Origin of the sequence: Terrabacter sp. BE26, assembly GCF_041941675.1 — a bacterium.
Taxonomy (GTDB): Bacteria; Actinomycetota; Actinomycetes; order Actinomycetales; family Dermatophilaceae; genus Terrabacter.
The window spans coordinates 3,226,806-3,248,035 of sequence record NZ_CP090122.1; the positions used below are offsets into that span (position 1 = coordinate 3,226,806).

A 21,230-nucleotide genomic window follows, 5' to 3' on the forward strand; every position below is an offset into this window, starting at 1 on the left:
TGGTGGGACGCGCGGACCGCTTGGCACGGGCGGTCCGTGACCATCCGCCGGTCATCGCGGCCCGCGCCGGCCACCGGTGCCGAGCGGGGGCGCACTCCTACCTCGCCGACGGCCGGGTGGTGTGCTGGGTGCTGCCCGAGCCGGAGAGTCCGCACGACCGGCCGCTCGCCCACGCGGTCGACGCGGAGCTCGCCCTGCAGCCGGTGCCACCCGGCATCGACGCGCGTTGGCGCCTCGCGGGCATCCCGACGCGAGGTCGGTTCTGGGAGCTCTGGTGCGCGACGGAGATCCTCGCCAAGCTCGCCGACGTGCCCATGGTCCTGCTGGCTCGTCGTGCCCCCGTCACCTGCAGCCCGGTGGTCGGCCCGCGCGTCGAGATCCACCACGTCGTCACCCGGGTGGGCGAGGTGGTGGTGGCCCACGGGCTCGCGTGGGCCACCACGTCCGAGGCGGGTCCGGCTCAGGCCTGACCCGGCTCGCCCCGGGTCACTTCAACATGCGTGCGGCGAGCTGACGCGCCTTGCTGAGGGCGCCGGGCGGCAGGGCGTCCTGTGCCGTCGTCTTGGCGACGGCGACGGCCTTCTCCGTGGCGATGCGGCGCGGAGCCCGCATGGCCTCGACCGCGCGATAGGTGAGGGTGTCCTCGTAGCGCTCGATGACCCGCTCGAGGCTGCGGATGTAGCGGTCCCGGTGGCGCAGCGTGCCCTCGAGCCACTTGACCTGGCCGTTCTTCTCACGCAGCTCGCGGGAGATGACCCGGTCGTGCGTGAGCAGCTCACGGAAGCCGATCTCGTCGGGCGCGGGCAGGTCGCGGGCGAACTGGCCCTGCTCGAGGTTGCGCGCGAGCAGCTCCTCGATGTCCTCCGGACGGCCGGCGACCGTGGCGGCCACCTCGGCCTCGATGCGGGCGACCCGGGCGATCATCGCGGTGGTGACGGTGGCCCCAGCCATGGCGCCCAGGGTGACCGTCAGCTCGTCGGGGGTGACCGTGACCCGCCACGGGTGGGCCGACCCGGAGGCGAGGAGACGCCGCGCGAAGTCGCGCAGTCCGCGTACGAGCGCGTCCTCGCCGGAGACGACACCGGTGCGCCGCCACGACCGGTCTGCCAGGCGCAGGTCGTCGCCGTCGACGAGGGTGTTGGCGGGCGTGGCGAAGAATCGCTGCTCCGCCGTCTGCGTGGTCCACGTCTGGTTGTCGGAGAGCCATGCGGCATACCGGCGCACGCGGGTGCGGATGGCAGCGTGCCGCCGGGTCGCGCACGCGCGGCGCAGGTCGAGCTCGAAGGAGCGACCCTGGGCCAGCGGCACGAGGCCGCGGGCGACGGTGCCCTCGCTGGTCTCGGTGTCGGCGCGCGAGGCGGCCCAGCTCACGGACTGCGCGGCGTCGGGAGCGACGACGGTCACCGTGCTCCAGCGGCTGTCCGCCTCCGGCTCCGCCACCACGATCGCCGGGTAGCTCGCGGCGGCGACCCCGGCGCCCTTGGCGGCGACGACGAGCCAGGCAGGGGAGAGCTCGTCGAGCAGCCCGCCGTCGACGACGCGCTCCACGACGTTGCGCGGCTCGCGCAGCATGGGGGTCGCGGAGAAGTGCTCGTCCATGGCCAGGCCGGCCTGGAAGCCCACCTGGTCGCGCAGACGGTCGTCGCGCGGCGCCTCCCGGTGCACGAGCACCCGGTGCTCGTCCACGGTGGGCAGCGCTGCGAAGCACGCCTCGAGGTGGAGGCCCTCGCCCTGCAGGAGGGGCGTCCTCTCACGGGCGAAGAGGTGGCGGGATCCGAAGCCGTGGGCCCCCACGTGCCACCCTGCATCGGACTCGAGGGTCGCGTCCGGCACGGCCGACACGAGGTCGGTGAAGCCCAGCTCGTTGGCCAGGTCGAGGACCAGGCGGCCCCCGTCGTCGAGCAGCGCCGAGAGCCGGGCGATGGTCTGCGCGTCGGTGAGGCCCTCGGAGTCCGGGCCGAGGAGGCGCTCCGGGCCGCCGAGCGCCACGACGAGGTCGTAGGTGTGCCCCGGCTCGAAGACGTCCAGGCCGCCGCAGTAGAGCTCGGCGCTGCGGTGCAGTCCGGCGCGGTCGCCGAGGGTGCGGGCGTCGGGGAGCGCACGCACCAGCAGATCCACGGGCACGTCCGCCGGGACCGTGTCGACGAGGAGCCCCGCACGTGGGCCCGCCAGCAGCACTCGGCGCGGACGCTTCGCCCCGATGGCGGCCCGGACGATCTCCCGGGCGGCGAGCGGGACGTCGAGCGAGTCGAGGTCGGACCACATCAGCATGTCGCCGACCAGGATTCGTGCCCCCGAGATGGCGTCTCGCTGGATGTCTTGGTCGCTCAGGTGGGCGGTCACTCGTGGTCCTCTCGTGGTGGGTCTCCGGGGGCCGCGGGGCCGTCCGGATGACGCGACTACAATAGCCATGCCGTCCGGGAGCGGGCGCGCCACCGACTCCCGCACCCGTGAGGTGCCTGACGCCTGCTAGGAGCGACGATGCCCCCGCTGACCAAGGTGGCCGCCGTGGTCCTGTCGATGGGCACCCGGCCCACCGAGCTCCGGAAGGCCCTCGAGACCCTGCTGGCCCAGGAGGGCGTCGAGCTCGATGTCGTCCTCGTCGGCAACGGCTGGCGACCCGAGGGTGTCCTCGAAGGCGTGCGCACCGTGCACCTCGAGGAGAACGTCGGCATCCCCGAGGGTCGCAACATCGGTGCCCGTGAGGCACGCGGCGACATCCTCTTCTTCTACGACGACGACGCCTTCCTGCCGACCACCGACGTGCTCGTGCGCCTCGCCGAGGAGTTCGCGGACGACGACCGGGTCGCCGTCGTGCAGCCGCGCGGCGTCGACCCGACGGGCCTGCCCACGCCGCGGCGGTGGGTGCCGCGACTGCAGACCGGCGGTGGCGGGGCGGCCGGCGACGTCGTCGTCTTCTGGGAGGGGGTGTGCGCCATCCGGCGCTCGGCCTTCGAGGAGGTCGGCGGCTGGCCCGGGCACTTCTGGTACGGCCACGAGGGCGTCGACCTCGCGTACCGCCTGCTCGACGCCGGCTGGCGCCTGCGCTACAGGCCCGACGTCGTGGTCAACCACCCTGCGACGCAGCCGACGCGCCACGCGGTCTACTACCGGATGAACGCCCGCAACCGCGTCTGGGTCGCCAGGCGCAACCTCCCGCACCCCGTCGCCGAGCTCTACGTCGCCGTCTGGTCGGCGATCACCGTGGCGAGGGTGCGTGACCGCGAGAAGCTCGCCGTCTGGTTCCGAGGGTTGCGCGAGGGACTTCGCGAGGACGCCGGGGACCGACGGCCGATGACGTGGGGCACCGTGGCGCGGCTCTCCCGCGCCGGCCGCCCCCCGATCGTCTGAGCGCCGTGCCGCACCAGGGGCCCGGCTCCCGGGTCATCCTCTCGGGGGTCCGCAGCGTCACCCACCTCGTGTATGCCGCCTCCTGGCTGCGCCACCACGTGGCGCAGGTCGAGGGCACCGTCCAGGTGGTGGTCCTCGACGTCGGCGCGGGCTTCGGCCTGGCCCGGGTGGACGAGCACCAGGTCCGGGCCCTCCGGCCCGACCATCCGCGGCTGCTGGTCGAGACGGAGGTCCGCGAGGAGCACTGGCGCGTCCCGCACGGCGTCGATCTCGTCCTGCTGTCCATCGGGCTGCCCGGCACCCGGGCGTGGACCCGCCTGGTCCTGGCCGGGCGTGGCCGGCGGCCACGGGTCGTCGTCGTCGACGAGGGCATCGGCTCCTTCGGCGACCTCCGCAGCCGGCGGGAGGCATACCGCCGTCAGGGAGGCTCTGCCCTGCGCAGCGTCGTCCGGGCAGGCGTGGTCAGTGCCGGGGGACGCCTGCTGACCGACCTTCACTGGTCGCTGTACCAACGGACGACTGGCAGCTGGGTCGTGCGCGAGGAGGTGGCGCGCGAGTTCCGGACCCGCCTGTCCGGGCCGTCGCCGACGAGCCCCCGGGCGGTGTACCTCACCCAGCCCTGGCCCGACCTCGGGGTGATGTCCGAGGCGAGCTACCTCCAACACCTCCAGGCGGTGCGCGACCAGTGCGCTGCGGCAGGCCTCGACCTCGTCGTGCGACCGCACCCCAGTGAGCACCTTGACCGCTACGCCGGTTTCCAGCTCGTCGAGGGCTCGGCGCCGGCGGAGCTCGCCCGCGAGGTGGTCGGTTCGCGCGTCGTGATCGGTTCGAACAGCACGGCCCTGCTCAACCTCGCAGCCGTGCACCAGACGCCTGCCATCCGGGTCACCGCACCGGAGCTGGCAACGCTCGAGACCGCCCTCACCTCACGTCAGCGCAGCCTGCTGGACGCCTTCCTCCCGGCCGCCGTGCCCGTGCAGGCCCTCGCCGGTGAGCTCGAGGCGCGGCTGGGCCGTCGTTGAGCCCGAGCGGTCAGGGGGCTGCGGGCAGCTGGTAGATCACGATCGGGCCCTTGCGGTAGCGCTCCCGCGCGAACCGACCCAGGTCGGCCGAGGGCTTGGAGCCGGGGACCGTCTGCGCGACGAGCCATGACACGCCGCGGTCGCGGAGCTGCTGGACGGCCTCGCGCGTCGGGTGCTCGAACGCCGCCTGGTTCAGCCGCAGCAGTGCCTGGTCGGGGAAGCCGGCGACTGCGGTCGGCAGGTAGCCCCAGCCCTCGACCATGACCCTTCTGCCACCGAGCCCTGAGATCCACCAGAGGCGGGAGTCGCAGGGCGTACCGGCTCCGTTGCGGCAGTGGGCGTTCGTGGCCATGACGGCGTCGAGCGGCACGTTGCGCTTCACCCAGAGGGCGGCTGTCGACTGCGCCAGCGGAAGGGCGTACTGCCGTGGTGGAGCCGGTTCGGTCGTCTCGCTCACGGCGACGTTGAGCGGACCGCTGGCCACGACGACCGCGACGACCGCGGCGAGGGCGGCCGGCACCCAGCGCGCGTCACCGCGCCGGCGCCGAAGGAGCCCGACGACCACGAGGGTCGCGAGGACGAGCGCCGTCACCGCGAGCCCGATGACGAACGACCGCAGGTCGTCGACGACGGCAGCGCGCGAGCTGCCCATCGGGGACCGGAGCCTGATCCACCCCAGCACCAGGGTCACGATCGCGGCGCAGGCGCCCACGATGGCGGTCACGCGCGCGCCCGGGTCGTTCTCGTCGACCAGGGTCGACAGGGACCACATGGCGAGCACGCAGCCGAACGGCACCGCGCCGAAGACGAAGTAGAACTCGCTGTAGCCGATGTGACCCAGCGCGAGGAAGGGCACCAGTGAGCCGAGGCAGATCCCCGACAGCAGCCACGCCGCGAGGTCGCCTCGCAGCGTCCGTTGGAACAACGGCAGGAAGGCAGCCAGCAGCCGCAGGACCATCAGCGCGCCGATGAGCACCAGGCCGACGAACAGGAGGGGCCCGACCCCGGGGGTGTCGGTGAGCCCGGCCAGGACTCGTGTGGTGAAGTCGACGGTCTGGCCGTGCAGCACGCGGTAGGGCCGCGTGAGGGACAGGGCGGAGAAGAGCTGGAACCCTGCGCCGAAGGACCCGCCGGCGACGAGCTGGTGCGCCGCGGCCGTGACGACGGCCAGGCAGGCGAGGAGGGCGAGCAGCGTCCGTCGCTGCCGACGCAGGAGCACGGCGGCGGCGGTGGCCAGAGCCACCCCGGCGAGGACGATGGGCAGGGCCGAGCTCTTGGTTCCCGACGTGCCGAGGGCGGCGAGGACGGCAAGGACCACGGCTCCGCGCCGCGACCCCGTCCTGGGCCTCACCAGGTCGACGAGGGAGTAGACGAGCAGCAGGGTGAACGGCACGGAGTAGACCTGTGACGGCGACAGCGGGTTGAGGTGGTTGCTCCCCGTCCACATGCTCGGCCAGAACGGCACGGTGACCGTCGTCGACATGAGCGCGGCGGCACCTGCTGCGGCCCAGTCGCTCGCACCGACGCGGCGCGCGAGCACGGCGGTCAGCGCCACGCCGAGGACCAGGACCGGGAGGGCCCAGAGCCGCAGCAGCACCGTGGTGGTGTTGACACCGGTGATGAGCGAGGCCGCGGCGAGGTGGGCGTCGCTGAACCAGTGGTAGACGAGCAGGCCGCCGTCGACCACCTGCGGCGTGCCGAGCGGGAAGCTGCGGGTCGCCTCGTTCACCAGTCCCAGATGCCACATCAGGTCGGGGTAGTAGACCCTGCCGGTCGGTGGCAGCGGCCAGGCCTGCAGGTAGGTCCGGTAGACCTGCCAGACCACCTGGGCGCAGGCCGCGGTCACGAGCGTGAAGGCGGGCAGGGACCAGGGTCGCGTCGGCCGCTCGAGAACCCGGGAGCGGGTGCCCCGTGGGGCCAGCAGCACCAGCGTCAGCACCGGCCAGAACCGCAGCTGCTCCTGCAGTCCCAACGACTCGGCGATCGCCCAGGCGGCCAGCTCGCACACGAGACCAGTCGTCGCGCCGAGTGCGAGGTCAGCCAGCCAGGAGCCCGCGGTTCCCCGGATCGCCTTGAAGACCAGGGTCCCCGGCACGACGAGGCAGAGCGCCCAGTAGAGGGCGTAGCTGCGCACGTCGGCCGGCCGGGTGCCGCTGTCCAGGAGGACGTATGCCGCGTAGACCGCCAGCGCGAGGGCGACGAGCAGCGCGGGGAGGGTGCGCCTCACCCACGACCTCGAGGACCGCGCGGCCGGGGGAGGAGCGGCCTGCGACTTCAGCCCCGGGTCGGATCCGGTCCCATCGGTTGCGGGCGCGACGGAGGTGGGACCGGGGCGCATGTGCCGAGTGTACGAGACGCCGGCTCTCGGGCCGATCCCACGAGCCCGCGCGCCTCCGTTTGCCGATCCAGCAGGCATTTGCGACATTTGTCACTCCAGTAACAAGGAGTGTGCTGTGCCCGACTTCAAACGCCTCCCGACCCTCCTGGCGGCGGTGGGCCTCGCCGGCGCCTTCGTCGCGCTGCCGACCGTCCCCGTCGCCGCCAAACCGGTGCCGGTGACGCCGAAGCTGCACCGGATCGCGGTGCCGGTCGTGCCCGTCGCGAAGCAGCAGACCGTCGCGGACCCGGCGCTGCGTGCCACGGTGGGTGCCCGGACCGCCCCGAGGCGAGTGGTGGCCTCTCTCACCTCGGTCGGAACGTCCTTCGACGTCGCGGGCGTGACGTTCGCGGGAACCCTTCCCGCAGGAGCGACGGTCGAGGCCCGGACCCGCACGGCCGCCGGCTGGAGCCCGTGGCTCGACCTGGAGGTGCTGGACGACGCCCCCGACGACGGGTCGGCCGACGCCCGGGGCGCCCGTCACGGCACGGAGCCGATCACCGCAGCCGGAGGAACGGGCCTGGAGGTGAGGGTCGCCTCGAACGGCACGGCCGCGCCCGCCGGCCTGACGGCGACGCTCGTCGACGCGGGGTCCTCGGCGGCCGACGCCCAGCTCGGCACACCTCCCGGCTCCGCCGTGGCAGCGGTTCGCGAGCCGACGATCATCACCCGCGCCCAGTGGGGCGCTGACGAGAGCATGAAGCCCTGCACCCCGGAGAAGCTGTCGGGCTACAAGGGCGCGGTCGTGCACCACACGGTCAACGCCAACAACTACACGCAGGCCCAGGCGGCCTCCCTGGTCCGCGGCATCTACGCCTACCACACGCAGTCGTTGGGCTGGTGCGACATCGGCTACCAGTTCCTCGTCGACCGGTTCGGCAAGATCTACGAGGGCCGCTCGGGGAGCATCACCTCGTTCGTGCAGGGCGCCCAGACCGGCGGCTTCAACACCGAGACGGTCGGGGTCTCGGTCATCGGCGACCACAGCAGCGTGCCGTTCTCGTCGGCGACGAAGTCCTCGGTCGCGGCAGTCATCGCGTGGCTCGCCGACCGTGCCAACTTCAACCCGGCCGCGACGGCGACCTTCACCTCCTCCGGCAACTCCAAGTACCCGGCCGGAACCACGGTCACCAAGAGCCGGGTCAGCGGGCACCGCGACTACGGCGACACCGAGTGCCCCGGCAACGCGGGATACGCGCAGGTCCCGTCGATCCGCAGCGCCGCCGCGAGCACCTGGTCCATCGGACGCCAGCCCTTCACGGCGATGACGCCGAGGCCGGTCCTCGAGACGTTCGGCCGTCCGGCCGGCAGCTCGTTCACGATCGCCGGCCGTGGGTTGGGCCACGGCCGTGGCATGTCCCAGTACGGCGCCTACGGCGCGGCACGCGCCGGCCTCACGGCCGCCCGGATCGCGGGCTTCTACTACCCGGGCACGACGGTGGCCGCCCAGGGGAACCCACAGCTGCGCACCTACCTCTCCGAGCTCGGTGCAGGTGGCACCACCGTGACCAAGCAGACGGGCCTCACCTTCAACGACGGGCGCAGCACCCGGGAGCTCGCCGGCTCGCCCAGCCAGTGGCGCATCGTGCCCGATGGTGGGGGCCTCACGCTGCAGTGGCGAAGCGGCACGACCTGGGTCTCCAGCGGCTACTGGAAGGCCTGGAAGTCAGCGCCGCTCGTGCTGTCCCGGCCATCCACGGGGGTGCTTCGCGTGGTGCTGCCCTCCGGGCTCCAGCGCGATTACGCGGGCTCGGTGACCACCCGGGTGTGGGGCACCGGTGCACGCTCGGTCAACACCACCGACGCGGAGTCGCACACCCGTGCGGTCGTGCCCAACGAGATGCCGCCCTCCTGGCCTGCGGCCGCGCTGCAGGCGCAGGCGATCGCGGCTCGCAGCTACGCGGCATACGCCCGTTCGCACCCGCTATCCGCGTACTACGACACCTGCGACTCCTCGAGCTGCCAAGTCTACCGGGGCATCGCGGACTACGACACCGCGGGCACGCTACGCACCGCACGACTCGACGCGCGTTCGACGGCGGCCACGTCCGCGACCGCAGGCTCCGTCGTGCGCTACAACGGGTCGCCGGCGCTCACCGAGTTCGGAGCCGCGAACGGCGGACGCACCGTCGGGTCGTCCCTGCCCTACCAGGTGGCCAAGGTCGACCCCTACGACGGCGTCGCGGTGTCGGGCAACCCGAGCCCGTGGACGGCCTCGCTCGCGGTGGCGCGCATCGAGGCGGCCTACCCGTCCGTCGGCACCCTGTCCTCGCTGTCCGTGCTCGACCGCTCGGGAGGTGGAGACTGGGGCGGACGCATCACCTCCGTGCGCGTCACCGGGTCGGCAGGCTCCGTCACCGTCGGCGGTGACGCCTTCCGCAGCACGATGGGCCTGCGCAGCACGTGGTGGACGGTGACCTCGCCCCCCGCCACGTCGGCCCGCGTCCTCCCGCGCGACCTGACCGCCGACTCGCTGGGGGACGCGCTCACCCCGAGAGGTGCGGGCGTCGCGGCGCTCGCGTACTCGGGCAACCGGAGCTTCGCGTTGAAGACGCTCGCGTCGTCGGGCTTCTCCGGCACCGCCCTGCTGACCGGGGTCGGTCCCTTCGACTCCGACAACATCGGGGACGTGCTGGCCCGGCGCAGCGACGGCACCCTGTGGATGTGGTCGGGGAGCGCGGACGGCGTGCTGAACCGACCCCCGGTGCGGATCGGCAGCGGGTGGGGCGGCGTGAACCTGCTCGTACCGGTCGGCGACCTCAGCGGCGACGGGCACACCGACTTCCTCGCGCGCAACACGGCGGGTGGGCTCGTGCTCTACCTGGGCAGTGGAGCCGGGACCATCACGGGCGTGCGGCAGGTGGGCTCCGGCTGGAACAGCTTCTCCCACATCACCGCCGGGGACTTCGACGGCGACGGGCGCACCGATGTGGCAGCCGTCCGGTCGAGCGACGGCCGCCTCGTCTTCTACGCCGGGCTGGCCGGCGGCGCACTCCGGCCCGGTCAGCCGGTCGGCACCGCTGACTGGCGTCCCTACAGCGAGCTGAAGTCCGTCGGGGACCTCACAGGCGACGGCCGCCACGACCTGCTGGTGCGCCGCACCAGTGACGGTGCGCTCTTCATCGAGCCGGTCAGCGGTCGCTTCGTCCTGGGCACCGCGCTGCCGGCGGGCACCCACGCCTGGAGGACCCGCTTCGGGCCGTGAAGGCAGCGGAGGGGCGCCGGTCCACCTGGGCCGGCGCCCCTCCCGCTTCCGCGTGCTCAGGTGCTCAGGTGGACAGGTCGACGGCGACGTCGGGCTCGGTCTTGGCGCGCACCTCTTCCTCGGTCACCCCGGGCGCGAGCTCACGGAGCACCAGGCCCGACTCGGTGACGTCGAGCACGGCGAGGTCGGTGATGATGCGCTGGACGACACCTCGTCCGGTGTACGGCAGCGAGCACTCCTTGACGATCTTGTAGGAGCCGTCGCGGGCCGTGTGCTCCATCAGGACGATGACCTTCTTGGCGCCGTGGACGAGGTCCATCGCGCCGCCCATGCCCTTGACCATCTTGCCGGGGATCATCCAGTTGGCGATGTCACCGCCCTGGCTGACCTGCATGGCCCCGAGGATGGCCGCGTCGACCTTGCCACCTCGGATCATGCCGAAGCTCGTCGCGGAGTCGAAGAACGCCGCTCCCTTGCGCAGCGTCACGGTCTCCTTGCCGGCGTTGATGAGGTCAGGGTCCTCCTCGCCGTCGACCGGGTAGGCGCCGACGCCGAGGATGCCGTTCTCGGACTGGAGCACGATCTCGACGTCGTCGGGGACGTAGTTGGGCACCAGGGTCGGCAGTCCGATGCCGAGGTTGACGTAGGCGCCGTCGGACAGCTCGGCGGCGGCGCGCGCGGCCATCTGCTCGCGGGTCAGTGCCATCTCAGGCCTCCTGCTCGGTCTGGGTGGAGACGGTGCGGGGGCGGACCGTGCGGCGCTCGATGCGCTTGTCAGTGGCCTGCTCGGGGGTCAGGGGCAGTACCCGCTGGACGAAGATGCCGGGCAGGTGGATGGAGTCGGGGTCGAGCTCGCCCGGCTCGACGAGCTCCTCGACCTCGGCCACGGTGATGCGCCCGGCCATTGCGCACAGCGGGTTGAAGTTGCGCGCCGACTGGTTGAAGACCAGGTTGCCGTGCCGGTCACCCTTGGCGGCGCGGACGAGCCCGAAGTCGGTCGTGATGGCCTGCTCGAGCACGAAGGTCTTCGTCTCGCCCATCCACTCGAAGTCCTGGGTCTGCTTGGGCGGCGAGGCGACGGCGACGTTGCCCGCGTCGTCGTAGCGCCAGGGCAGGCCGCCCTCGGCGATCTGGGTGCCGACGCCGGTCATCGTGAAGAAGGCGGCGATGCCCGAGCCGCCGGCGCGAAGGCGCTCGGCGAGGGTGCCCTGCGGCGTGAGCTCCACCTCGAGCTCGCCGGAGAGGTACTGCCGTTCGAACTCCTTGTTCTCGCCGACGTAGGAGCTCACCATCCGACGGATCCGCTTGTCGCGCAGGAGGATCCCGAGCCCCCAGTCGTCGACTCCGCAGTTGTTGGAGACGGCCTCGAGGTCGGTGATGCCGGCGTCGTGGATCGCTGAGATGAGGGTCGAGGGAATGCCGCAGAGGCCGAATCCGCCGACGGACAGCGACATTCCGTCGCGGATCCCGGCGATGGCCTCCTGGGGTGTGGAGACGACTTTGTCCATGGGCCGGACTCTATCCGCGCCGCGCCGCTGTCGGGCCGTGGGGTGACCCCACACGATCCCCGGACGTGTGGTCGCCGCCCACGTATGCCGCCACCGTGCCCGCCCGGGTGTGCCGCCCACGTGTGCCGTCGGCGCCGCCGAGAAGTACAGGCGTGTAGTTCTGCTGAGGCGGTTGTGGTTGCTGTGACGACAGTGCATAAATGGTGCAGGAGTCGATGCTGCGTCCCGCGGCGCACGCCCGACGCCCACTTCCGTCCCGCCACACCACACCACGACTTCACATCATCAGGAAGGACCTCGCCATGACTGCCTGCGCCAGCATCCCGCCACGCGACAGCGCCGGCGTCGCGAGGGTCGACGTCGCCACGAGCTACACCCCCTACAAGAGCCTGACCATCGCGCCGGGCGCGCGGGGCGCTGCCGTCCGGGTGGTGCAGCGGGCGCTCGGTGGCCTGGCGGTCGACGGCGTCTTCGGGGCCATCACGCGCGACAAGGTCGTCCTGCTGCAGCGCTCGCTCGCCCTGCCGCAGACGGGCATCGTCACGCCGGAGCTGTGGGACGTGCTCGAGGCTCGCGACTTCCCCTTCGTCGCCGACCGCTCGACGGTGCTGCGGGCGGGCGACACGGGACCCCAGGTCGTGGCCGTGCAGCGCCTCCTGGGGGTGCACCCGACCGGCGTGTTCGACCTCGCGACGCGCGAGGCGGTCAAGGCCGCCCAGGCGTGTGCGGGTCTCGCGAGCACCGGCGTCGTGGCCTCGCGCACGTGGTCGCTGTTCGACCGCCTCTCGGCATGAGGCCTGGCGCCTCAGGCGCTCCGGCGTGAGTCGACGGTGACGCCCTCGGAGGCGAACCGCTCGTGCAGGTCATCCCGGTTCCCGCGCACGAGGACGACGGAGCCGTCGGCCGCCCACACGGCGAGCGCACCGCGCAGCACCCGGTCGAGCCCCCCGGCGAGCGCGACTCGTGGCGCGGCTCCCCACTGATCGACGGGGACGACGACATCGCCGTATGCCGTGTCGTGGCCCTCGGCGGCGAGCGCGACGTCACCCGCCTCCGGGTCGGACATCGGCGAGAAGTGGTCTCCGTGCGTCGACAGCTCCCGGGCCTCGTCGACGGCTCCCGGTGCGGCGCCGGCCTCGGGGTGGCTGCGGGCCAGGGCCGGCAGCGAGACGAGCACGGCATCACCTCCGTGCCGGGCCGCGGCGGCGGGGGAGTCCGTGACCAGCAGGTCGGCGCCGGCCGCGGCGTCGCCGACCACGAGCGTCGCGCCCACCGACCACGCTGCCAGAGCCCAGTAGAGGGAGCGCCAGTGCGCCGGCAGGTCCAGGCCCATGGTGGTGCCCGGCCCCGCGGCGGCGTCGTCCTGCAGGAGGTTCGCGGCCTTGGCGACCCAGTTGGCCAGCACGCGCGCGCTCAGCTCGATCCGCTCGCCGCACGTGGGACCCGGCTCGTCGTCGTACCACGTCAGGCGCGGCCGACCCGGGTCGGAGGCGACCATGTGGGCCAGGACGTCCGCGGGCAGCGGGGGCCGGGTCATCGGCTCGTCGCTGTTCGGGGGCCGGGCATCAGCGGCTCCCGCCTTCGTTGACGGTGGTCCCGGGCGGCGCCTGGGTCAGGGCCTCGTCGTTCTTCAGGGCCGTGAACAGCGCCTTCGCCCGCTCGGTGTCCCACTTGACGGCGAGGGCTCCGGTGCTCGTTCGGTAGGAGAGCGTCGAGGTGGGCACCGACAGCGAGAGGCCCTGGTCGTTGCTGACCGCGCGCATGGCCTGCAGCACCCGGACGGCGTCCATGATGCCGGTTCCCTCGCCGACGGCCAGCCCGGCGGCGGAGGCGTCGGCGAAGCTCTTGTAGCGCCAGGGGATCAGGACGGTGGAGGGAGTGGCCGCCTTCTTCATCAGCGCCCCGAGGAACTGGCGCTGGCGGGCCGCGCGCCCGATGTCGCCCAGCGGGTCCTCGTAGCGCGACCGGACGTAGCCCAGGGCGTTGCCACCGTCGAGGGTCTGGCAGCCCTTCTTGAGGTCGATCCCGGCCTTCTTGTCCTTCATGTCTCGGGGCACGCAGAGGTTGACGCCGCCGAGGCTGTCCACCACCGAGGCGAACCCGCCGAGGCCGATCTCGACGTAGCCGTCCACGTGGATGCCGGTGGCCTGCTCGACGGTCTGCGTGAGCAGCTTCGGGCCGCCGATCGAGTAGGAGGCGTTGATCTTGTCGTGGCCGTGACCGGCGATCGGCACCCAGGAGTCGCGCGGCAGCGAGACCATGACCGGCTTTCCGCCGCTCTCCGACACGTGCACGAGCATGATCGTGTCGGTGCGCTGGCCGACCGCGTCGCCGGTGGCGTACTTCTTGCGCTGCGCGGTGGTCAGGCCCTCGCGGCTGTCGGAGCCGACGAGCAGGTAGTTGTGCCCGGAGGTGTCGACGGGCCGGTCGCCGGCGGGGATGTTGTCGACCTTGTTGACCGCACCCCACGCGTGCAGCGGCACCCAGACCAGGAAACCGACCCAGGCGAGGAGCAGCACGAGGAGCACGACGAGCGCGACGCGTCCACGGCGCCGCCGGCGCCTGCCCGGGACAGTCGCTCGGGGAGCGGCGGGGCGCTGCCCGGGACCGTCCGAGGACCCGCCTCGCCGGCGGGTGTCGACGACGACGGGGTCATCGGGGCCCGGTCGGGTGTCGGAGCCGCTGCGTCGGGGCGCTGCGGCGCGGCCGTTCGGCCTCTCGGGGCGGCGCCTGGTGTCCACGACGTAGGCGTCGTCACCGTCGGCGCGCCCGGGGGTGCTCGGATCAGTCGGCATCTGCTGCCTTCACGCTGGGGGGCGGGGTCACATCGGCCGACAGTGTCTCACCGGTCCCTGTCTGCCGCACGTGCTCCGCTGCCGGGCGCGCCTCGTCGAGCGCGATGCGCCGCGCCAGCCGGGTGTAGTGGGTCTCCATGGCGCGGAACCGCTTGTAGGTCGTGACGACGAACCCGAAGAAGGCGACGGCGAGGCCGTAGAGGATCAGGTCGGCCCCACGGCCCACACCCAGGGCCCGAGCCAGGTTCGTCCAGGTCTTGCTGGGATCGATGATGGAGTAGACGACGAGCCCGAGCAGGAGCAGCAGGCCGAGCCGCCGCACCGCTTGGGTGCGCTGCCCCGTCCCGACGAGCAGCCTCCAGGCGCTGGCGAGGACCGCGGCGATGAGCAGGATCTGGATGACGCTCTGTCTGCTCATCGCCAGATCAGCTCCGCGAGGATGTTGACGGCGTTCCAGAGCGACTGGCCCTTGGCCCTGGAGTAGTCGGTGTAGAGGATGTGCACGGGCTCCTCCGCGTAGGCGACCTTCGCCCCGTCGAGCCGCATCGAGCCGATCTGGGCGACGATCTCGGAGGCGTGTGCCATGCGGTTCTGGGTGATGTCGAGCTGCGCGACCACGTCGCGGCGCAGCACCCGCAGGCCGTTGTGGGCATCGGTGAGCCGGGTCCCGGTGGTGGCGTTGGTGTAGGCGACGGCAACCCGCAGGATCGCGCGCTTCGGCACCGAGGCCTCGTTGCGCTCGTCGAGGAAGCGGGACCCGAAGACGACCTGGACGTCACCGCGGCGGATGCGCTGGACCATGGCGGCGACGTCCTGGATCTGGTGCTGGCCGTCGGCGTCGTAGGTGACGACGAAGCGCATCGACGGGTCGCCGAGCGCGTAGTCGAAGCCCGTCTGCAGGGCCGCGCCCTGGCCGAGGTTGACCGGGTGGCGCACCACGGCGGCGCCCGCGAGCTCGGCGCGCTTCGCCGAGGCATCGGTCGAGCCGTCGTCGACGCAGACGATGTTGGGGAAGACCGTGCGGGCCTCGTGCACGACGTCCGCGATGACGGCGGCCTCGTTGTAGAGCGGCACCACCAGCCACACGTCGTCGTTCTGCATGCGAACAGCGTAGAGCGGTCGGCAGCGTGCTCCCGCCACGCTGGAGGGCACACCCGAGGCCCGGCCACTGCACGCGCCGCTCATCGGGCTCGCAGCCCGGACCCCCGACCGGACCCCCGACCGGACGGCCGGCGTCGACACGCGAGGCGATCCGCGGCGCAGCCACCACGTCGGCGGGTGGAACTAGAGTCGGCACACCATGACGGATGCGTTGTCACACGACTCTCGACCGCAGGGTGGCCGGTCCTCGGGCACCGGCGATCGAACCCGCGGCGAAACGGCACACGGATCGACCTCCGATGCGGGCTCGGCAGCGCTCCGCATCGCCATCGTCGGACCGGCGCACCTGGACGAGGAGACCGCGGCCGGGCACACGGCGATGCTGGCCCACCACCTCAGCGACGCCGGCCACGAGGTCACCCTCGTCACGTGGACAGCGCCTTCGCGATCGCGGAGCTCGGCCACGGCGGCGGCCGAACACTTGGACGTCGCGCCGTTCCCGCGGACCATCCGGGCGCTGAGCCGCACCCGGCCCGACACCTGGGTGCGGGCAGGGCGGCGCCTTCGGGACGTCGACGCCGTGCTCGTCGTCCAGCCCCTGCCGACGTCCGTGCCCGCTCATCGGGCGCTGCTGCAGGCGGCCGGGGCGGTGCGCGCCGGCCCGCTGCCGCCCGGGGCCGGCCCGCGGCCGCAGTCCGTGGTCGTCTGCCTCGACGCGCTTCCCGGCTCGATGCGGCCGGTGCAGGGGAGGCTCGTCTCGTCCCTGCTGTCTCGGGTGGACTCCGTGCTGGTGCACACTGCCGGGCAGGCCGCGGCCGCCCGGGGCCTCGGGGCCCACCACGTCTCCGTGGCGGGCCTGCCGCCGCTGCCGGCCGGCGGTGACGGCGCGGCCCGCGGCTCGCGCCGAGAGCCCACCCGGCTGCTCGCCCTCGAAGCCGCTGGACGGCTCGATGGCCTGGAGGTCCTCCTGCGGGCCATGCGCTCGGTTCCCGACGTGAGCCTGACCATCGCCGGAGAGCTCCGCGGCGCCGACGCCGCGCGCGTCGGGCGTCTCGCGGCGGACCCGGCGCTCGGCGGCCGGGTCGAGGTCAAGGCAGACCCGCTCCCGGCCGACGGGCTCGCGGCACTCCTCGGGGCCCACGACGTGCTCGCCCTGCCGTACCTCTCGGCGCCGTCCACGCGAGAGGTGGCCCTCGGCCACCTGCACGGGCTGCCCGTGCTCGCCTTCGACGTGCCGCCCTTCTCGGCGCAGGTGACCGACGGGCTCGACGGGCTGCTCGTGCCGTCCGACGACGAGCACGCGCTCACCGGGGGGCTCCGCCGGCTGGGCGACCCGAGCGTGCGTAGGCGGCTCGCGGAAGGCGTGCAGACACCCGACCTCGAGGCGTCGTGGGCTCACTACCTGGGGACCATCGAGACGCTCTCCGCACCGGACAGATTGGCCGCTGCCGGCCCCCACGACGGGGGAGGGGACGAGCATGCCGGGCACGCGGGGCGAGGGTTCGGCCGCACGGTCTCGCGGGCAGGGCAGGTCGCCGTCCCCGGGGCGCGCCTCGTCGTCGACCGCCTCATCGGCTCGATCACCGGCCGAGAGGGGACGGACGTCGCAGGGCGCGCCTCCGGCACCGTCGCACGTCTGGTTCGGCAGGCGAGCTCGCACGTCCTCGCAGGCCGCCGACCCCTGGTGACCCTCCAGCCCGGCGATCTGCCGGACTGGGTGCGCGCCACCGACGTGCTCGGCGAAGCGGAGCAGGCCGACGACGCCCGCCGGCTGTCCCGGATCCTCGGGCTGCCCCGCTCCCTCGACGACGTCGCCGCCTGGGCTGCGCTCGGTGCGCTGGCGGCGATCCTTCGGGTGCGCGACGACGGCCTGCGCAGCTCGGTCATCGTCGACGAGGGCGGCACTCGGTCCGTGCTGTCGCGGTGGGCCCGCGCCGTGGGCTTCGCCCCGGTCGCGATCGACTTCACGGGAAAGCACCCCAGCGTGGCGGCACTCGACGTCGACACCGGCTCGCTGGACGTCATCGTGCGCATCCACCCGCACGGCTGCGACGGGGAGGACGTCGACCACGTGCTCGAGCAGGCGTCGTGGGCCCTGGGCTCCGGGGGCCTGCTCGTCATCACCGTCCCCATCGGCCCGAGGGCGGCCGAGGGCGCCGTCGGACCGGCCGACGTACGCGCCATCTTGGCCCGCGCGCACGGCCTCGGTTTCGTGCTCGTCGGTGACCTGGACGGCGACGTCACGGCGCGTATGCGCAGGGCCGCGTCGCGTGCGCGCGCCGACGACGCGGCATACGGCCTCGTGCGACTCACGCTGCGGCGTCGTTGAGCACCCCCGTGGGCCTGCGATGATGGAGCCGTCATGACGCGAAAAAAACTTCTCACCGTCCTCCGCCTGGGCATCGCCCTGATCACGCTCGCAGCCGTGGTCTACGCAGTCGCCCGTAACTGGGCCGACATGTCGGTGCAGCTGGGCAAGATCTCCTGGCCGACGTTCCTCTGGGCGACGCTCGCGGCCGGCGCCGGGACCTGGCTGACCATGGTCGGGTGGAAGACGCTGCTGCGAGACCTCGGCTCCGACCTGCACTTCGCACCTGCCTCGGGCGTCTACTTCGTCGGGCAGCTCGGCAAGTACCTCCCGGGCTCACTGTGGTCGGTGCTGGTGCAGGCGGACATCGCCAGCCACCTGCGGGTGCCGCGCCGGCGAACCGCCGTGACCGGCCTGCTCGCCCTCGGCCTGGCGCTGTTGACGGGACTGCTCGTAGGGCTGCCGGCAGCCTCCTTCCTCCTCACCCGGTCCTCGGGTGGCTTCGACTGGTGGCTCCTGCTCGGGATCCCCATCCTCGTGGTGCTGTGCGTGCCCCGGCTGCTCAACGCGATCATCAACCGAACCCTGCGCGTCCTCAAGCGGCAGCCGCTGGAGCAGGGCCTGTCGGCGGGCGCGGTGCTTCGCGCGGTCGTCGTCTTCGTCCTCGTGTGGGTCGCCTTCGGCATCCACACGCTGCTGCTGGCGCGTGCCGTGGCGGGGACCGGGACGCCGCACGCCGACCTGGCGACCGCCGCCATGACCGGCTACGCCCTGTCGGTCTCGCTCGGCATGCTGACCATCGTCCTGCCCGCCGGCCTGGGTGCTCGCGAGGGGCTGCTGACGTTGATCCTGGCCACCGCCATGCCGACGCCGGCGGCTGCAGCCGTCGCGATCATGTCGCGCTTCATCGTGACGGTCGTCGACGTCCTGGCCGCGCTCGGCGGCTGGCTCTACGCCCGCTCGCACCACCTCATCACCGAACGGCAGGCCGCCGCCAGCGAGGCCGCCGCCAGCGAGGCCGACGCCAGCGAGGCCGACGTCAGCAGGTGACGTGCGGCTGACGTCGGCCTCGATGGCGACGGCGGCCCGGTCAGTGGTCCCGGTCGGGACCTCGTTGTTGGCCGTTGGGCTCGCGGGTCAGGCGGCGCGCTGCTCGAGGACGAAGACGGGGATGAGGCGGTCGGTCTTCGTCTGGTACTCCGCGTAGTTCGGGAAGGCCGCCACGCAGCGCTCCCACCACTGCTCACGCTCCTCGCCACTCAGCTCCCGGGCGTGCACCGGGAAGGTCTCGGTCCCGGCCTGCAGCTCGATGTCGGGGTGGACGAGGAGGTTGTGGTACCACTGCGGGTGCTGCGGGGCGCCGCCCTGGCTCGCGACCGCGGCGAACGAGCCCTCGTGCTCGACACGCATCAGGGGCACCTTGCGGAGGGCGCCGCTCTTGGCCCCGCGCATCGTCAGCATGACGACGGGCAGGCCCATGATGTCGACGGACTTCGTGGTGCCGGTGCGCTCGATCGTCTCGACCTGGTCGCGCACCCACTTGCTGGGGCTGGGGACGTACTCACCGATGTTGGCCATTGCTGCAGGCTAACCCGGCAGACGCGACCCTCCCACGGTGGGGCACCGGGGACACGACGGCGTACGCGTGGGGAGGGCGCCGCGAGACCGCGGCACGAGGGGCTTCGCCGTAGTCGAGCGGCCGCTCAGGCCGCGCCGGGCTCCGGCGCCGAGCTCCACGGGTGGTTCTTGACGAAGGTCTCGACGACGCTCGTGTTGAGACCGCCGCAGAGCTGACGGTGTCCCATCTGCTGGCCGACCTTGCCCGTGCTCTGGTCGACGTCGGCCGACCAGTGCGACAGGGCGTACTTCTTGCCGGCCGGGAAGGCGCCGTAGGCGGGGTTCCACGGCACGATGAGGAACTTGTTGGCCGACTCCTTCATGGCGTTGACCTTGGTGGCGAGCGCCTGGAACGACGCGGCCTGCTCCTTCTCGACGGAGCGGTCGTACCAGAGGATGGTGTAGCCGTGCTCGAGGTTGTGCACGAGCGTCTCCACCGCCGGGACGTCGGCGACGGTGTAGACGCGGCGGGAGTCGACGGCCGGGACCGCGAAGTGCTTGCCGCTCGACGGGGGCACCGTGGAGTACTGGATCCGGGTGACGCCCGGCTGGTTGGTCCCCGGCCCGACGTGGTCGCTGGACCCGCTGGCGGGGTCGTTGGTCACGGGGTCGCAGGAGGCCGCGGCGATGTCGCCGTTGATGCCGGCGAGGGCCTGGTCCTTCTTGTTCTGCTCCCCGATGATCGCCCAGGCCACGGCGGCGCCGATGATGGCGATGACGGCCACGCACGCACCGATGACGACGAGCAGGCGGCGGCGTTCGGACCTCTTCTGCGCGGCCTGCATCGCGGCGACGCGCTCGCGGCGGTCTCGGGTCGTCTCGCGGGCCATCGTTCCTCGTTCCTGTCCAGGTGCCGGGTGCGGCGCGCCGGTGGGGCGTCGGCGCCGGGCGGACCGGCTGGGCGTGTGAGTCGCGGTCATCGCGGTGCAGGTGCTGTCCCGTTCAACGACCGAGCCGAGTGTAAGCGAGGATGATGTGGTGCCCGAACCCCTGACACGGCTGTGGCGCAGCGAACGTGAGATCGCGCTGCGCGCCCAGCTGGGCGACTTCCGCCGCGGGTCGGGCGACCCCACGTCGCGCTTCACCCACGAGGGCACCGTGACCCGCGCGGCACAGACGCCGGAGGGGGTCGGGACCCTGCACCTCGTGTGCTGGGCTGGGGAGTCGGAGGTGCACGCGCAGGCCTGGGGCCCGGGGGCGCAGTGGCTCCTCGAGTCGGTGCCCGCGCTGCTGGGTGAGGAGGACGACCCGTCCGGGTTCGTGCCGCACCACGACGCCGTGGCTCAGGCGTGGCGGCGGTTCCCGCACTGGAGGGTGCCGCGCTCGGGCCTGGTCCTCGACGCCCTGGTCCCGGCCATCATCGAGCAGAAGGTGACCGGCCAGGAGGCGTTCGCCGGCTACCGGAGGCTGGTGCGCAGGTTCGGCACGCCCGCGCCCGGGCCGTTCCCGGGGCTGATGGCGCCGCCAACGCCGTCCGGCTGGGCCGCGATCCCCTCGTGGGCCTGGCTCCAGGCGTCGGTCGACGGCGCGCGCTCGCAGACCGTCGTCCGAGCCGCGGGGTATGCCGGCCGTCTGGAGGAGGGCGCGTCGGTCTCCCTCGCGGAGGCCCACCGTCGCCTGCGGGCCCTTCCCGGTGTCGGGGTGTGGACTGCGGCCGAGGTGGCGCAGCGCGCGCTGGGTGACCCGGACTCCGTGTCGTTCGGCGACTACCACGTGGCCAAGGACATCGGCTGGGCCCTCACCGGGACGCCGGTCGACGACGAGGGCCTTGCCGTGCTGCTCGAGCCGTACCGCGGGCACCGCTACCGGGTGCAGCAGCTGCTCGGCCTGGCGGGTCAGCGCCGGCCGCGCCGCGGTGCCCGCCTGGCGCCGCGGACGCACCTGCCGACGCGTCCGCGATAAGGGCTCCACCCGCACGGGAGACGGCTCGCGTGCGCCGGCACGTG

18 protein-coding genes are annotated in these 21,230 nt (G+C 72.9%); 8 read left to right on the forward strand and 10 right to left on the reverse strand.

What is annotated here, in order from left to right:
• The first annotated feature begins 2 nt into the window (after nucleotides 1–2).
• Nucleotides 3–470 carry a hypothetical protein gene (locus tag LQK93_RS14810; RefSeq protein ID WP_374968544.1) on the forward strand — a complete coding sequence of 156 codons (468 nt, stop codon included), beginning with the start codon at nucleotides 3–5 and terminating at the stop codon, nucleotides 468–470.
• Nucleotides 471–486: 16 nt separating this feature from the next.
• Here LQK93_RS14810 and LQK93_RS14815 read toward each other — a convergent pair whose 3' ends face one another.
• The gene (locus LQK93_RS14815; RefSeq protein WP_374968545.1) at nucleotides 487–2,343 is read right to left on the reverse strand and encodes a hypothetical protein; all 1,857 of its coding nucleotides are present in this window, start codon (nucleotides 2,341–2,343) and stop codon (nucleotides 487–489) included.
• Nucleotides 2,344–2,481: 138 nt separating this feature from the next.
• On the opposite strand from LQK93_RS14815, the gene LQK93_RS14820 reads away from it, so the two are divergent.
• The gene (locus tag LQK93_RS14820; protein WP_374968546.1) at nucleotides 2,482–3,351 is read left to right on the forward strand and encodes a glycosyltransferase family 2 protein; all 870 of its coding nucleotides are present in this window, start codon (nucleotides 2,482–2,484) and stop codon (nucleotides 3,349–3,351) included.
• A gap of 5 nt (nucleotides 3,352–3,356) precedes the next feature.
• Nucleotides 3,357–4,373 carry a hypothetical protein gene (locus tag LQK93_RS14825; protein ID WP_374968547.1) on the forward strand — a complete coding sequence of 339 codons (1,017 nt, stop codon included), beginning with the start codon at nucleotides 3,357–3,359 and terminating at the stop codon, nucleotides 4,371–4,373.
• 10 nt (nucleotides 4,374–4,383) lie between these two features.
• Here the strand turns inward: LQK93_RS14825 and LQK93_RS14830 are convergent, their stop codons facing one another.
• Nucleotides 4,384–6,711 carry a hypothetical protein gene (locus LQK93_RS14830; protein ID WP_374968548.1) on the reverse strand — a complete coding sequence of 776 codons (2,328 nt, stop codon included), beginning with the start codon at nucleotides 6,709–6,711 and terminating at the stop codon, nucleotides 4,384–4,386.
• Between the two features lie 115 nt (nucleotides 6,712–6,826).
• On the opposite strand from LQK93_RS14830, the gene LQK93_RS14835 reads away from it, so the two are divergent.
• The gene (locus LQK93_RS14835) at nucleotides 6,827–9,955 is read left to right on the forward strand and encodes a SpoIID/LytB domain-containing protein (protein WP_374968549.1); all 3,129 of its coding nucleotides are present in this window, start codon (nucleotides 6,827–6,829) and stop codon (nucleotides 9,953–9,955) included.
• A gap of 64 nt (nucleotides 9,956–10,019) precedes the next feature.
• Here the strand turns inward: LQK93_RS14835 and LQK93_RS14840 are convergent, their stop codons facing one another.
• Nucleotides 10,020–10,661, reverse strand: coding sequence for a CoA transferase subunit B (locus LQK93_RS14840; protein ID WP_374968550.1), 642 nt, complete (start codon nucleotides 10,659–10,661; stop codon nucleotides 10,020–10,022).
• Nucleotide 10,662: 1 nt separating this feature from the next.
• Nucleotides 10,663–11,463, reverse strand: coding sequence for a CoA transferase subunit A (locus LQK93_RS14845; RefSeq protein ID WP_374968551.1), 801 nt, complete (start codon nucleotides 11,461–11,463; stop codon nucleotides 10,663–10,665).
• Nucleotides 11,464–11,765: 302 nt separating this feature from the next.
• Here LQK93_RS14845 and LQK93_RS14850 point away from each other — a divergent pair, with 302 nt between their 5' ends.
• On the forward strand, nucleotides 11,766–12,257 hold the full coding sequence (locus LQK93_RS14850) for a peptidoglycan-binding protein (protein WP_374968552.1): 492 nt from the start codon (nucleotides 11,766–11,768) through the stop codon (nucleotides 12,255–12,257).
• Nucleotides 12,258–12,268: 11 nt separating this feature from the next.
• On the opposite strand, the gene LQK93_RS14855 is transcribed toward LQK93_RS14850, so the two are convergent.
• Genes LQK93_RS14855 through LQK93_RS14870 form a run of 4 tightly spaced genes read right to left on the reverse strand, consistent with a single transcriptional unit; the run spans nucleotide 12,269 to nucleotide 15,359 of the window.
• Complete coding sequence (locus LQK93_RS14855; protein ID WP_374968553.1) at nucleotides 12,269–13,000, reverse strand: TIGR03089 family protein; 732 nt, start codon at nucleotides 12,998–13,000, stop codon at nucleotides 12,269–12,271.
• Between the two features lie 28 nt (nucleotides 13,001–13,028).
• The gene (locus tag LQK93_RS14860) at nucleotides 13,029–14,258 is read right to left on the reverse strand and encodes an LCP family protein (protein ID WP_374968554.1); all 1,230 of its coding nucleotides are present in this window, start codon (nucleotides 14,256–14,258) and stop codon (nucleotides 13,029–13,031) included.
• A complete protein-coding gene (locus LQK93_RS14865; protein WP_374968555.1) occupies nucleotides 14,248–14,676 on the reverse strand; it encodes a DUF2304 domain-containing protein in 429 nt (142 codons plus the stop codon). The genes LQK93_RS14860 and LQK93_RS14865 overlap by 11 nt, the downstream gene beginning before the upstream one ends.
• Nucleotides 14,673–15,359, reverse strand: a complete 687-nt coding sequence (locus LQK93_RS14870; RefSeq protein ID WP_374968556.1) for a glycosyltransferase family 2 protein — start codon at nucleotides 15,357–15,359, stop codon at nucleotides 14,673–14,675. Before LQK93_RS14870 ends, LQK93_RS14865 begins: the two co-directional genes overlap by 4 nt.
• A gap of 199 nt (nucleotides 15,360–15,558) precedes the next feature.
• Here LQK93_RS14870 and LQK93_RS14875 point away from each other — a divergent pair, with 199 nt between their 5' ends.
• Both LQK93_RS14875 and LQK93_RS14880 read left to right on the forward strand, forming a co-directional pair.
• Nucleotides 15,559–17,688, forward strand: coding sequence for a glycosyltransferase (locus LQK93_RS14875; protein ID WP_374968557.1), 2,130 nt, complete (start codon nucleotides 15,559–15,561; stop codon nucleotides 17,686–17,688).
• A 33-nt stretch (nucleotides 17,689–17,721) separates the two neighbouring features.
• Complete coding sequence (locus tag LQK93_RS14880; RefSeq protein ID WP_374968558.1) at nucleotides 17,722–18,717, forward strand: lysylphosphatidylglycerol synthase domain-containing protein; 996 nt, start codon at nucleotides 17,722–17,724, stop codon at nucleotides 18,715–18,717.
• A gap of 87 nt (nucleotides 18,718–18,804) precedes the next feature.
• On the opposite strand, the gene LQK93_RS14885 is transcribed toward LQK93_RS14880, so the two are convergent.
• Together LQK93_RS14885 and LQK93_RS14890 are read right to left on the reverse strand one after the other, a co-directional pair.
• Nucleotides 18,805–19,245 (reverse strand): nitroreductase family deazaflavin-dependent oxidoreductase, encoded by a 441-nt coding sequence (locus tag LQK93_RS14885; RefSeq protein WP_374968559.1) that lies wholly within the window; start codon nucleotides 19,243–19,245, stop codon nucleotides 18,805–18,807.
• A gap of 125 nt (nucleotides 19,246–19,370) precedes the next feature.
• Nucleotides 19,371–20,114 carry a DUF3105 domain-containing protein gene (locus tag LQK93_RS14890; protein WP_374968560.1) on the reverse strand — a complete coding sequence of 248 codons (744 nt, stop codon included), beginning with the start codon at nucleotides 20,112–20,114 and terminating at the stop codon, nucleotides 19,371–19,373.
• Between the two features lie 145 nt (nucleotides 20,115–20,259).
• Between LQK93_RS14890 and LQK93_RS14895 the strand changes: the two genes are divergently transcribed.
• A complete protein-coding gene (locus tag LQK93_RS14895) occupies nucleotides 20,260–21,186 on the forward strand; it encodes a DNA-3-methyladenine glycosylase family protein (RefSeq protein ID WP_374968561.1) in 927 nt (308 codons plus the stop codon).
• Nucleotides 21,187–21,230 lie beyond the last annotated feature (44 nt).

Bases quoted from the DNA above. Each gene is read 5' to 3' on its own strand.
- LQK93_RS14820 (WP_374968546.1), top strand. From the start codon at position 2,482: ATGCCCCCGCTGACCAAGGTGGCCGCCGTGGTCCTGTCGATGGGCACC.
- LQK93_RS14830 (WP_374968548.1), bottom strand. From the start codon at position 6,711: ATGCGCCCCGGTCCCACCTCCGTCGCGCCCGCAACCGATGGGACCGGA.
- LQK93_RS14840 (WP_374968550.1), bottom strand. From the start codon at position 10,661: ATGGCACTGACCCGCGAGCAGATGGCCGCGCGCGCCGCCGCCGAGCTG.
- LQK93_RS14845 (WP_374968551.1), bottom strand. From the start codon at position 11,463: ATGGACAAAGTCGTCTCCACACCCCAGGAGGCCATCGCCGGGATCCGC.
- LQK93_RS14850 (WP_374968552.1), top strand. From the start codon at position 11,766: ATGACTGCCTGCGCCAGCATCCCGCCACGCGACAGCGCCGGCGTCGCG.
- LQK93_RS14855 (WP_374968553.1), bottom strand. From the start codon at position 13,000: ATGACCCGGCCCCCGCTGCCCGCGGACGTCCTGGCCCACATGGTCGCC.
- LQK93_RS14860 (WP_374968554.1), bottom strand. From the start codon at position 14,258: ATGCCGACTGATCCGAGCACCCCCGGGCGCGCCGACGGTGACGACGCC.
- LQK93_RS14865 (WP_374968555.1), bottom strand. From the start codon at position 14,676: ATGAGCAGACAGAGCGTCATCCAGATCCTGCTCATCGCCGCGGTCCTC.
- LQK93_RS14870 (WP_374968556.1), bottom strand. From the start codon at position 15,359: ATGCAGAACGACGACGTGTGGCTGGTGGTGCCGCTCTACAACGAGGCC.
- LQK93_RS14875 (WP_374968557.1), top strand. From the start codon at position 15,559: ATGACGGATGCGTTGTCACACGACTCTCGACCGCAGGGTGGCCGGTCC.
- LQK93_RS14880 (WP_374968558.1), top strand. From the start codon at position 17,722: ATGACGCGAAAAAAACTTCTCACCGTCCTCCGCCTGGGCATCGCCCTG.
- LQK93_RS14885 (WP_374968559.1), bottom strand. From the start codon at position 19,245: ATGGCCAACATCGGTGAGTACGTCCCCAGCCCCAGCAAGTGGGTGCGC.
- LQK93_RS14890 (WP_374968560.1), bottom strand. From the start codon at position 20,114: ATGGCCCGCGAGACGACCCGAGACCGCCGCGAGCGCGTCGCCGCGATG.